The organism is Vibrio sp. 10N.261.52.C11 (assembly GCF_041471405.1).
GTDB classification, from domain to species: domain Bacteria; phylum Pseudomonadota; class Gammaproteobacteria; order Enterobacterales; family Vibrionaceae; genus Vibrio; species Vibrio crassostreae_C.
In genome coordinates, this window is record NZ_JBFROI010000037.1 from 16,872 (window position 1) to 29,027 (window position 12,156).

Annotated in this window: 9 protein-coding genes; all 9 read left to right on the forward strand. The window is 43.2% G+C overall.

Annotation, left to right across the window (positions count from 1 at the left end):
• The first annotated feature begins 411 nt into the window (after nucleotides 1-411).
• The 9 genes from AB4323_RS15840 to AB4323_RS15880 all read left to right on the forward strand — a co-directional run bounded on the left by AB4323_RS15840 (nucleotide 412) and on the right by AB4323_RS15880 (nucleotide 12,117).
• Nucleotides 412-2,307 carry an extracellular solute-binding protein gene (locus tag AB4323_RS15840; protein WP_372152865.1) on the forward strand — a complete coding sequence of 632 codons (1,896 nt, stop codon included), beginning with the start codon at nucleotides 412-414 and terminating at the stop codon, nucleotides 2,305-2,307.
• A 12-nt stretch (nucleotides 2,308-2,319) separates the two neighbouring features.
• Nucleotides 2,320-3,408 carry a microcin C ABC transporter permease YejB gene (locus tag AB4323_RS15845; RefSeq protein WP_010429108.1) on the forward strand — a complete coding sequence of 363 codons (1,089 nt, stop codon included), beginning with the start codon at nucleotides 2,320-2,322 and terminating at the stop codon, nucleotides 3,406-3,408.
• Nucleotides 3,409-3,439: 31 nt separating this feature from the next.
• Complete coding sequence (locus tag AB4323_RS15850) at nucleotides 3,440-4,462, forward strand: ABC transporter permease (RefSeq protein ID WP_372131844.1); 1,023 nt, start codon at nucleotides 3,440-3,442, stop codon at nucleotides 4,460-4,462.
• A 9-nt stretch (nucleotides 4,463-4,471) separates the two neighbouring features.
• Entirely contained in the window at nucleotides 4,472-6,121 is a 1,650-nt protein-coding gene (yejF, locus tag AB4323_RS15855) for a microcin C ABC transporter ATP-binding protein YejF (protein WP_372152867.1), read from the forward strand.
• A gap of 368 nt (nucleotides 6,122-6,489) precedes the next feature.
• Complete coding sequence (locus AB4323_RS15860; protein ID WP_372152868.1) at nucleotides 6,490-7,512, forward strand: ABC transporter permease subunit; 1,023 nt, start codon at nucleotides 6,490-6,492, stop codon at nucleotides 7,510-7,512.
• 2 nt (nucleotides 7,513-7,514) lie between these two features.
• On the forward strand, nucleotides 7,515-8,558 hold the full coding sequence (locus tag AB4323_RS15865; RefSeq protein WP_029235249.1) for an ABC transporter permease: 1,044 nt from the start codon (nucleotides 7,515-7,517) through the stop codon (nucleotides 8,556-8,558).
• A gap of 16 nt (nucleotides 8,559-8,574) precedes the next feature.
• Entirely contained in the window at nucleotides 8,575-10,398 is a 1,824-nt protein-coding gene (locus tag AB4323_RS15870) for an extracellular solute-binding protein (protein ID WP_102332888.1), read from the forward strand.
• Nucleotides 10,399-10,411: 13 nt separating this feature from the next.
• On the forward strand, nucleotides 10,412-11,281 hold the full coding sequence (locus AB4323_RS15875) for an ABC transporter ATP-binding protein (protein ID WP_102332934.1): 870 nt from the start codon (nucleotides 10,412-10,414) through the stop codon (nucleotides 11,279-11,281).
• A gap of 2 nt (nucleotides 11,282-11,283) precedes the next feature.
• Nucleotides 11,284-12,117 carry an ABC transporter ATP-binding protein gene (locus AB4323_RS15880; RefSeq protein ID WP_017064735.1) on the forward strand — a complete coding sequence of 278 codons (834 nt, stop codon included), beginning with the start codon at nucleotides 11,284-11,286 and terminating at the stop codon, nucleotides 12,115-12,117.
• Nucleotides 12,118-12,156: the final 39 nt, after the last annotated feature.

Genomic DNA, 12,156 nt, shown 5'->3' on the forward strand with positions numbered 1-12,156 from the left:
GTGTCATTCCATTTAGACCTAGGCTGCAAGGATACTCCAGTAAAAGTATAGTTTGTTGATTATTTAGAGCCTAAATTTCACTTTAGAAGCCAACCAAAGGAATCTTAGCCGTTGAGGCTTGTGTCATTCAGGCTAGAGCAATCTTAGTGCTTCTGCCTTCCCCCGTGCTTTCCAACGCCACCAAGCTAATCAACTCAATCAAAGGAACCAAAGCAATCAAAGCTCACTGCATCCAATAACTTCGAGTGGTGACGAGTAATTTGTAAATAAACCGTCAGAGATAGAGTGCTGATGGTTTTATTAGTTATTACATGATGTTAGATTTGAACCTATACTTGATTTAACGGCATGCATTCAAAGCCGATAAATCAACTTGAATATAGAAGTCATGACATTTGAAGGGAGAGTCAAATGGGAACAGTTTTTCGACGCAAAGCTTCGCAACGCACTCAGTTTTTCAGGTTTAATTTGAAGTCATGTGCAATCATGTTGCCGCTTATTGCTTTACAACCCTCCGTTACTTACGCTTCTGAAACCCAAACAACTCCTGCTGTCACCGTTATTGAAACCACACAACTGGTTGGTTTTGGTGAAGCAAAATATCCAGCCGATTTCACTCACTTCGATTACGTTAATCCTGATGCGCCAAAGCAGGGCAAAGTGACCTATGGCAGCATAGGTACGTACGATAGCTTTAATCGATTCGGTTCCCGCGGCGTTGCTGCAAGTTATACCGGAGAGATTTACGATACCTTGATGTTTTCTCCGAGTGACGAGATTGATGCGTACTATCCATTGATCGCTTCAAAGGTTCGTTACTCCAGTGATTTCACTTGGATGGAAATCGACATCAACCCAAATGCTAAATTCCAAGATGGCGAGCCTATCACTGCGCATGATGTTGCCTTTACTTTTGACAAGTTCTCAACCGAGGGCGTGCCTCAGTATCGTGTGTATTACAAAGATATTAAGTCAGTAAAAGCGGTCTCTGATTTGGTTGTTCGTATTGAAATGAACATTCCAAACCGCGAAAAACTGTTCAGCTTTGCGCAAAGCACTCGTGTATTACCGAAACATTTCTGGAAAGACAGAAAGCTGTCTGAACCTCTAAGCGAGCCACCAGTCGGTAGTGGTCCTTATAAGATCATCAGTTATAAATCAGGCCAAAGTGTTACCTATGGTCTAGATGAAAACTACTGGGCAGCTGACCTACCGGTTAACGTTGGTCGTAATAACTTCAAGCAAGTGCAATACGATTACTACCGTGACGACACGGTAATGTTGGAAGCCTTTAAAGCTGGGGAGTTCGATCTTCGAACCGAGAACTCGGCTAAGTTCTGGGCCAACTCTTATACGGGCGCGAACTTCGATAAAGGCTACATCATTAAAGAAGAGATTAACCACGAGAAGCCTGAAACGACTCAAGGTTTCGTCTTTAATATCCAATCTCCTGTGTTCTCTGATCCTAAAGTGCGTGAAGCGTTAACCTACGCGATGGACTTTGAGTGGATGAACAAGAACATGTTCTATGGTCAGTACAAGCGTACTCGTAGCTACTTCCAAAATACCGACTACGAAGCGAAAGGCTTACCAAGCGAAGCTGAAGTCGAGTTGTTGTCTCAATACAAAGATCAGATTCCACCGCGAGTTTTCACCGAAGAATTCCAACCACCCGTCACCGATGGTAGCGGTCGTATTCGTAGCCAAATGCGTACCGCTTTCAAATTGTTGAAAGAAGCGGGTTGGGTGCTGAAAGACAAAGTCATGACCAACGAAAAGACTGGCAAGCCGATGTCATTTGAGTTGTTGATTTACAGCCCAACCACGGAACGTATCGCAACGCCGGTTCAAAAGAACCTTAAGCGCATGGGTATTGAGATGAAGATCCGTACCATCGATACCACTCAATACATCAAGCGCTTGCGTGATCGTGATTTCGACATGGTTTCGTCGTCATTTTCCGCAAACCCTTATCCTAGCCCGAACTTAATGATCGTTTGGAACTCTAACTACATTGATTCTACTTACAATACTGCAGGTGTTATCGATCCAGTGGTTGACGCGTTAACAGAAGAAATTGCGCGTAACCAACAGCACCCTGAAAAGCTTCTTACACTAGGTCGTTCACTAGACCGAGTATTGCAGTGGAATTTCTACAACATCCCGCAATGGCACGTTGGCGAGTATCGCGTAGCAATGTGGGACAAGTTTGAGCGTCCAGATGTATTGCCTAAATACGATTTAGGTATCGATACATGGTGGATTTCAGAAGAGAAGGCGGCTTTGCTTCCTGAAAAACGTCGCTAGGAGTTAGTTAGCATGGCCGCGTATATATTTCGACGTTTATTGTTGGTGATCCCCACGCTGTGGGCGATCATCACCATCAACTTTTTCATCATCCAGATAGCGCCTGGAGGCCCGGTAGAGCAAGCTGTTGCTCAATTAGAAGGGCATAACTCTGGCATTATGGAGCGTTTTTCTGGTGGTGGACAAGAAGTTGATTTAAGTGAAAGTGATCAAGCGTCTGCCAGTGGCTATAAAGGCTCACGCGGGCTTGATCCTGAAGTGGTTGAAGAGATCAAAAAGCAGTTTGGGTTTGATAAACCGATTCACGTTCGCTACTTCGATATGTTGAAAAACTACGCGACCTTTAACTTTGGTGAAAGCCTGTTTAAGGGTGGTAACGTGATTGATTTAATCATCGACCGTTTACCTGTCTCCATTTCCTTAGGGTTGTGGAGTACGTTAATCATCTATGTGATTTCGATACCCTTAGGCATTATGAAGGCGATACATCACGGCTCTCGCTTTGATATTTGGTCGAGCGCGGTGGTGATTGTCGGCTACGCGGTGCCGGGCTTCTTGTTTGCGATTATTCTGATTATCTTGTTTGCAAGCGGTAACTACTTCAGTTGGTTCCCATTGCGAGGGCTTGTGTCGAGTAACTTCGACCAGCTCAACTGGTATCAGCAAATTGGCGACTACTTCTGGCACTTGGCGTTGCCCATTTTCGCCATGGTTATCGGTGGATTCGCCACGCTCAGCATGCTGACCAAAAACTCCTTCCTTGATGAAATCAATAAGCAATATGTAGTGACTGCGAGAGCGAAAGGCTTGGACGAGAGCAGTATTCTTTATAAGCACGTTTTCCGTAACGCCATGCTGATCATTATTGCGGGTTTCCCAAGCGCATTTATTAGTATTTTCTTCACGGGTTCTATGTTGATTGAAGTGATGTTTTCACTCGAAGGAATTGGTCTGCTTGGCTTTGAATCAACCATTCAACGTGACTATCCCGTGGTGTTCAGCTCTCTCTATATCATGACCTTGCTTGGCTTGGTGCTGAGCATTATCTCCGACCTGACGTATACCTGGGTTGATCCTCGAATTGATTTTGAAGCGCGTTAATGGCGAACGAATAACAAGGTATTGATAATAAATGTTTAACAACCCTTTAGCTGAAGCTCGTTGGTTACGTTTTAAAGCAAACAAGCGTGGTTTTATCTCCCTTTGGATATTTACCATCTTGTTTGGCTTGAGCCTGTTCGCTGAGATCATCGCGAACGATAAGCCACTATTGGTTTCTTATGACAATCAATGGTTTGTGCCTGTCATTAATGAATACGCAGAGACAGAATTCGGGGGGGAGTTTGAAACCGAGGCTGACTATAAAGACCCGTATGTAATCGACCTCATTGAAGAGAGTGGCTATATCGTTTGGCCTATCATTCCTTTTAGCTACGACACTATCAACTTTGATATCGCAGGCGCGGTACCATCGGAGCCTGATTCGGTTAACTGGTTAGGGACAGATGACAAAGGGCGAGATGTATTAGCTCGTATCATTTATGGCTTCCGTATTTCCGTTCTATTTGGTTTTATTCTGACCATTGTATCGAGCGTGATTGGTGTCGTGGTTGGCGCAACACAAGGCTACTACGGTGGCTGGGTTGATCTATTCGGACAACGCTTCATTGAAGTCTGGTCTGGTATGCCGACCCTGTTCTTGCTGATTATTTTGTCGAGTTTTATTGAGCCGAATTTCTGGTGGTTGCTCGGGATTATGGTGCTGTTTAGTTGGATGAGTTTAGTCGGCATCGTGCGAGCGGAATTTTTACGCTGCCGAAACTTCGATTATGTGCGAGCCGCGCAAGCCATGGGTGTTGATGACAAACGTATTATGCTTCGTCACATGTTACCTAACGCGATGGTTGCATCGTTAACCATGATGCCGTTTATTCTTTCAGGCTCGGTGACCACACTGACTTCGTTAGACTTCTTGGGCTTTGGTCTTCCTGCGGGTTCGCCTTCGTTAGGCGAGTTGTTGGCGCAAGGTAAAGCTAACTTACAAGCGCCTTGGCTTGGCATTTCTGCCTTCGTCGTGCTTTCACTGATGCTTACGTTACTGGTCTTCGTTGGTGAAGCGGTGCGTGATGCTTTCGACCCGCATCAACAGAAGTAAGGATAGGTTATGACTTCAAATACAACGCCTGCTTCAGGGTCAACAGCAGAGGCTGCTAATGCCTCTCCAGTTCTGACCATTGATAAATTGTCTGTCGGTTTCGGGCGTAAAGACTCGATAGAGCAAGTGACTCATGATGTCTCGTTGGAGATATACAAAGGTGAGACACTTGCTCTGGTAGGAGAGAGTGGTTCAGGCAAATCGGTTACCGCTAATTCAGTATTGAAACTGCTGCCTAAAGGCTCGTCACATTACTTAAACGGTAAGATTAACTTCTCTGGCACCGATATTCTGAGTTGTTCTGAAAGACAACTGCGCGGGATTCGTGGTGGTCGCATCGGCATGATCTTTCAAGAGCCCATGGTGTCGCTGAATCCGCTTCATAGAGTCGGAAAACAGCTTGTTGAAACCCTCGCGATTCACCGAGGTATGAGAACCAACAAAGCGCAAGCCTTAGCGATAGAGTGGCTATCCAAGGTGGGGATTCGTTACCCAGAACAAAAGATATCAGCCTATCCGCACGAGCTATCTGGTGGAGAACGCCAACGCGTGATGATCGCAATGGCATTGATCAACGAACCTGAGCTGCTTATCGCTGATGAACCGACAACCGCATTGGATGTATCGGTACAAGCGCAGATCCTCGACCTTCTAAAAGACCTGCAACAAGAGCTCGGTATGGCGATGCTTTTTATCACTCATGACTTAAGTATCGTTCGTAAGATTGCCGACAGAGTAGCGGTAATGAAAGATGGTCGCTTGGTTGAAAGTAACGACTGTCATACCCTGTTTAACGCGCCTGCTCACCCTTACACTCAAAAACTTATTAACTCTGATCCGAAAGGTTTGCCCGTTCCTGTGTCACCCGAAAGCAAACCGCTACTCGATGTAAATCAACTTCGTGTTTGGTTCCCGATCACGGGCGGTTTATTCAAGCGCACCATTTCTCATGTTAAAGCTGTGACCGACATGGAGTTCACTTTGAAGAAAGGGCACTCAATCGGTTTGGTTGGCGAAAGTGGTTCTGGTAAATCGACGACCGGTATGGCGATACTTAAGCTGGTAGATAGTGAAGGGTCAATCACTTACTCGAGTGAACAGCTTCAAGGTTTAGATCGAAAACAGATGCTTCCGTTTAGAAGCCGTATGCAAGTAGTCTTTCAAGACCCGTTTTCTGCGCTAAACCCGAGAATGTCGGTCGCTCAGGTGATTGGCGAAGGTTTGTTAGTGCATCAACAATTGGATGAGCACGAACTCGACCAACGCATCTGTGACGTAATGAAAGAGGTTGACCTCGATCCTGAAACGCGTCACCGTTACCCAAATGAGTTTTCTGGCGGTCAAAGGCAGCGTATTGCGATTGCTCGTGCTTTGATTTTAAAGCCAGAGTTTATCCTGCTCGATGAACCAACATCGTCATTGGACAGAACCGTTCAAGCTCAAGTATTGGATTTGCTGAAGTCACTTCAAGAAAAGTATGGCCTGACCTATTTGTTTATCAGTCATGATCTGAATGTCGTGAAATCCTTGTGTCATTACACCATCGTCATGAAAGCTGGCGAGGTAATAGAGAAGGGCGACACTGAGACTTTGTTTGGTAATCCGCAGCATGAATATACCAAGCAGTTGGTGAATCTCTCGAACGTTGGTGGTGTGTAGCCAAATACATTATTCATAGATTAACTCCTCATTCATTAGACCAATAAATCGCTTCTGTTTAACAGTGGCGATTTTTTTGTATTTGATTTCGATTTGTCACCATATCAATGCAGCTTACAAACATGTTTGAATTGTCTAAGCAGTTCACTTTCTAAGTTACAAACAAAGATTACCCACACCTTCTAATTCAAAATTCCTTTCTGGTGTCCAATTTAAGCTTTTGATTATTAAGATTTAAATTTATTAAGTAAATTAATCCAAACTAAATGAAATTGTAAGTTAATGTAGGTAAATGTAACCATTTGACTACTTTGTTTTATTGATTAAATTGATGAACTATTGCTTTAAATGGAATTTGGCTAGTTAGGATGATTGCATATTTACTGAAACGTTTTGCTTTAGTTGTACCTACGTTTCTTGGTATTACGATTTTGATATTCGCGATTACGCGTTTTGTTCCAGGTGGCCCTGTCGAGAGGATGCTCGCTAACATGCAGCCTCAAGGGGATGGTGGTGCGTCTAGTCTCGTTGGCCAAAACTCAGCTTTGTCTGAAGACCAACTCGCCGATCTTAATAAATTTTATGGATTGGATAAGCCGGTAACGGAAGCGTATCTCGAATGGCTAGTTCGACTTGTTCATTTTGACCTAGGCGAGTCGACACGCTACTACGAACCGGTCAGTGACATGATTTTTGAGCGCCTGCCCGTCTCTGCTATGTATGGTGGTGTGACCTTTTTCATTAGTTATTTTGTCTCTATTCCTCTTGGTTATTTTAAGGCGATGAAGCACGGCAGCGTCTTTGATTCTGTTTCATCAATCATGATTTTTGTCGGCTATGCCTTACCAGGATATGTGGTCGGCGTGCTTCTTATTACGTTTTTCAGTTATCACCTAGAGTGGTTCCCAATGGGGGGCTTTGTGGATGATGACTTCGACGACTTCAATACTATCTCAGAGCAAATTACTGATATTTTGTGGCATGCGGTCTTACCTTTGCTTTGTTATCTGATAGGTGACTTTGCGACGTTAACCATGACCATGAAGAATAATTTGATGGAAAACTTATCGTCAGATTACATTCGCACTGCTATCGCTAAAGGTTTGCCTTTTAGAGAGGCGATTCGTAAACACGCACTACGCAATAGTTTAATCCCAATCGCTAGCCACTTTGGCAACTCTCTTCTTTTCTTCATGACGGGCTCTTTCTTAATTGAAGTCATTTTCGATATTAATGGCATAGGCCTGCTTGGTTATGAATCAATTGTAGAAAGAGATTACCCAGTGGTTATGGGTATTGTCGCAATCAACGCCTGCATATTGCTACTTGGCAATATCTTGTCTGATGTCTGCGTTGCATTGGTCGATCCTAGAGTGAAGTTTGGAGCTTGATGATGATTAAATTAAATCCGTTGACGCTAAAGCAGATCAAGCGATTCAAACAAATAAAGCGTGGATACTGGTCGCTGATCATTCTATCTGTAATGTTATTACTGTCTCTTTTTGCTGAAGCGTTGATCAACAGTAAGGCTTTAGTGGTGCGTTATCAGGGGGAATATTACTTTCCAATTGTATCTGATGTTTACTCCGGCAAGACATTTGGTTTGGAGTCTTCGGGAGAGGCAAACTATCGACTACTTCAATTAGCGCTTAAAGATAAAAACAATGGTGACTTTGCGATTTTACCTTTGGTGCCTTGGAATCCGTATGAACAAGACTTCTCTGGTGAATATCCGCCACATGCTCCAAGTGCTTACTCAAAGCACTATTTGGGCACTGACGTAATCGGGAGGGATATTTTAGCACGATTGGTTTACGGGTTTAGAACAGCAATGGGGTTTGCTCTGATAACTATGGTCATCGCATACAGCATTGGTGTAACGGTGGGGTGTGCGATGGGTTTCTTTGGTGGCAAATTTGATCTGATTGTTCAAAGAGCCATTGAGACTTGGTCAATGGTGCCGTTCCTCTACGTGATCATGATTTTGGTCTCGATAGCACAACCCACATTCATGCTGTTTGTATTGATCAATGTGACTTTTGGATGGATGGGTATTACTTGGTACATGCGAACGATGACCTACAGAGAATCTGCTCGAGAGTATGTGTTAGCTGCAAAGGCGCTAGGAGCATCAACAGCAAGAATCCTCTTCAATCATATTTTACCCAACACGATGGTGATGATCGTCACTCTGGCGCCTTTCACTATTGCAGCCAATATCACGGCATTAACTGCACTGGACTACTTAGGTTTAGGTCTTATTCCACCGACCCCAAGCTGGGGAGAGCTTCTTCAACAAGGCAAGTCGAATCTCGATTCGCCATGGATTGTTGGCTCTGTTGTGACGGCAATAGTCGGTGTGTTGGTCATGGTTACATTCATCGGTGAAGCGATAAGAACGGCTTTTGATCCCAAAAAATACACAGTTTATAGATAGGCACTAGGAAGTGATGATGTACAGATACGGACTATTCGCTTTGTTGTTGAGTTTCTTAGCTCAAGCACAACAAACACCAAATAACTTGGAATGGCAAAGTAATTGGGATGATCCCGTTTTTGCTTCTGAAGAGGCTAAGCGTGGCGGTACTTTACGTAGCTTTATGCCTAGTTTCCCACAAACATTACGTTCAGTGGGCCCCGACGCGAATTCAGGTATTCGTTTCTATTTAATGGATGGCACGCCTAAATTGGCACAACGACATCCAAATACCGACAATTGGATTCCACAACTGGCGAATGAATGGGCATTTGGGAACGATCACCAGACGGTTTATTTCAAACTGAATCCTGACGCGAAATGGTCTGACGGGGAAGCTGTAACGGCTGACGACTATCTATTTATGCTTACGTATTACCGTTCCAAAGACATTATTGATCCTTGGTATAGCGACTTTTTCCGCAATAGCATCACGACCGTTGAAAAATTCGATGACTATACGATAAGTATTACGATGGCCGAGCCTAAAAGTAATGATGAACTTATGGCTCTTATCAATATGCCGAGTCACGGAGTCCAGCCTCGTCCAAAGCATCATTTTGTTGATATTAACGATGGGAATAAGGATGGCATGGATGATAATTTTGTTCGCAAATACAACTTCAAGGCAGAGCCAACAACATCGCCTTATTTTATATCAAAAGTAAATAAAGGGCGCAGCATTACGTTTTCACATGTTGGTGATAGCTGGTGGGGTTACGGAAATAAATATTATAAAAACCGATTTAACGTGGAAAAACTTCGCATCAAGGTAATTCGTGATAGTGATATTGCACGCAAGCATTTTGAAAAAGGAAAGTTAGACACGTTTGCAATGGTACAGCCTCAACTGTGGCATGAGAAAACTAACTCAGAACCTTTTAGTCATGGCTTTATACAGAAATTCTGGGGCTTTAATCAAAGGCCACAAGGCGCAGGCGGTTTATGGATCAATACATCCATGCCACTGCTGAACGACATTAATGTTCGGAAAGGCATCACGTACGCGACTGATTTCGACGGCATGATCAAAAACGTGTTACGAGGCGATTACTCTAGAAAACCTCATGCTATGGGGTTTGGGCATGGAAAATACGATTTAGAAGGCGTAGAGCCGCCACCGTTTAGGCCTGAACTTGCGATTGGTTATTTTGAATCTGCAGGCTTCGATAATATCGGTTCTGATGGTATCCGAATGAATGCTAATGGGCTTCGTTTGAGTTTCAAGATTACGTATGGCTACAACATTTGGACACCAAGAATTGCCTATCTAAAAGAGCAAGCGAAGTTAGCTGGTTTAGAGCTCGACTTAAACCTTGTCGATGGTTCTGCTGCATTCAAATTTATTCTCGAGAAAAAGCACCAGCTTGCTTTTCTTAATATGGGCGGAGGGGAGATACCAGCTTACAAAGAGTATTTTCACTCGACAAATGCCAACCGTCCTCAAACTAATAACCATACAAATTTCAGTTCACCAGAGCTAGATCAAAAAATTGAGGCGTTTATTTCTGAGTTTGATATGGAAAGAAAACAGCAGCTATCTCAGAACATCCAAAGAAAAATAAAGGATGCGTATGTGATTGTGCCTGGCTATATGGTGCCTTATACGCGAGATGCCTACTGGCGTTGGATTAAGTTCCCAAAGAACCCAATGACGAAGAAGACTGGCGCCATGTTTAATATTTTAGATACCAGTAATTTCTGGATTGATACAGACCTAAAAGAAGAAACTCAGTTGGCTTCTAAAGAAGGTAAGGCATATCCACCCATCACCATCATTGATGACAGATATAAGCTCTAAGGATGACCGTGGAATGAACCAAAATATTATATTAAAAGTTCGTGACTTAGAAGCAGAGTTCAATACTGATGAGGGCATTGTCAAGATACTGAAAGGTGTGTCCTTTGACGTGAAATCAGGCAAAACACTCGGTTTGGTTGGAGAGTCGGGCAGTGGGAAGAGCGTAACTTCCATGTCTATTATGGGACTACTTCCTAAGCCTTATGGAAAGGTCACGGCTGGAAAAATAATTTATCGTGATACAGACCTTACAGAGGTACCTGAACATGAGATGCATAAGATGCGTGGGAACCGTATCTCAATCATTTTCCAAGACCCTATGACTGCCTTGAACCCTGTTCAGACAATTGGCAAGCAGATTGTCGAGGTTCTGGATTTGCACCATAGCCAGATGTCTAAGTCTGAAAAGATAGAGTACGCAATTGGTTTGCTTGAGAAAGTTGAAATTCCAATGCCGAAACTACGTTTTAAAGAGTACCCTCATAGCCTGTCTGGTGGGATGCGACAAAGGGTAATGATAGCGATAGCGCTTGCATGTAAGCCTGACATCTTGATATGTGATGAGCCGACGACTGCATTAGATGTAACGGTTCAAGCATCAATTTTGGAACTGATAAGAGAGCTTCAAGAAGAGACCGGGATGGCAGTGATCTTTATCACTCATGATCTAGGTGTTGTTGCGGAAATTTGCGATGAAGTCGCTGTGATGTATGACGGACGTATTGTTGAGCATGCAGAAATTTTCGAACTTTTCGATCACCCACAACATCCGTATACAAAAAGACTCTTGAGCTTAATTCCAGATCTCAATGTCGAGCCGAAACAAACCATTCAAATCAACCCAATTGATTTGAATGAATTCCCAGAATACAAGGGGAGTTGATTATGTCAGAAGTCATTAGAATTGAAGGGCTAAAGCAGCATTTTCTATCAGGTAAGAACCTATTTAAGAAAGGTTATGTAATCAAGGCTGTTGACGGCGTTTCATTCTCAGTGAAGCAAGGTGAGACGTTAGGTTTGGTTGGAGAGTCTGGCTGTGGAAAAAGTACGCTTGGTAGAACATTACTTAAACTGTATGAGCCATCCGCTGGGAAGATCTTTTTCGAAGGCGAAGACATCACCCATTACAGTACAAAAAGAATGCGTCCACTTCGTCGAGATATGCAGATTGTATTTCAGGATCCTCTAGAATCATTGAATCAGAGGCATACAGTAGGCGGCATACTTGAAGAACCTTTTATTATTCATGGGATTGGTTCAAAGAAAGACCGAAAGCAATGGGTTTTAGATCTACTCGATAAGATCGGATTACCTCACTCCGCCGTAACCCGTTATCCGCACGAGTTTTCTGGAGGGCAAAGGCAGCGTATAGGCATAGCAAGAGCAATAGCATTAAAGCCAAAGTTATTGATTTGCGATGAGTCAGTATCGGCATTAGATGTTTCTGTGCAAGCACAGATATTGAACTTATTACTAAAAATACAAAAAGAGATGAACCTTTCCATTATTTTTATTTCACATGATCTCTCTGTCGTTAAGCACATTTCAGATAATGTGGTCGTAATGAAAAAAGGTAAAATAATTGAGTTTGGAAGTGTGGAAGACGTTTATAAAAACCCAAAAGAAGAATATACAAAAACTCTATTGGCGTCGATTCCAATAACGCATCCATCTCAAAGGAATAAAATAAAAACAACGAGGTTAGCTAAACAGGCTTAAAACTGGAAAAAGAAAATGTAGATATAATACGGAAGTGTA

Bases quoted from the DNA above. Each gene is read 5' to 3' on its own strand.
- AB4323_RS15840 (WP_372152865.1), top strand. From the start codon at position 412: ATGGGAACAGTTTTTCGACGCAAAGCTTCGCAACGCACTCAGTTTTTC.
- AB4323_RS15845 (WP_010429108.1), top strand. From the start codon at position 2,320: ATGGCCGCGTATATATTTCGACGTTTATTGTTGGTGATCCCCACGCTG.
- AB4323_RS15850 (WP_372131844.1), top strand. From the start codon at position 3,440: ATGTTTAACAACCCTTTAGCTGAAGCTCGTTGGTTACGTTTTAAAGCA.
- yejF (WP_372152867.1), top strand. From the start codon at position 4,472: ATGACTTCAAATACAACGCCTGCTTCAGGGTCAACAGCAGAGGCTGCT.
- AB4323_RS15860 (WP_372152868.1), top strand. From the start codon at position 6,490: ATGATTGCATATTTACTGAAACGTTTTGCTTTAGTTGTACCTACGTTT.
- AB4323_RS15865 (WP_029235249.1), top strand. From the start codon at position 7,515: ATGATTAAATTAAATCCGTTGACGCTAAAGCAGATCAAGCGATTCAAA.
- AB4323_RS15870 (WP_102332888.1), top strand. From the start codon at position 8,575: ATGTACAGATACGGACTATTCGCTTTGTTGTTGAGTTTCTTAGCTCAA.
- AB4323_RS15875 (WP_102332934.1), top strand. From the start codon at position 10,412: ATGAACCAAAATATTATATTAAAAGTTCGTGACTTAGAAGCAGAGTTC.
- AB4323_RS15880 (WP_017064735.1), top strand. From the start codon at position 11,284: ATGTCAGAAGTCATTAGAATTGAAGGGCTAAAGCAGCATTTTCTATCA.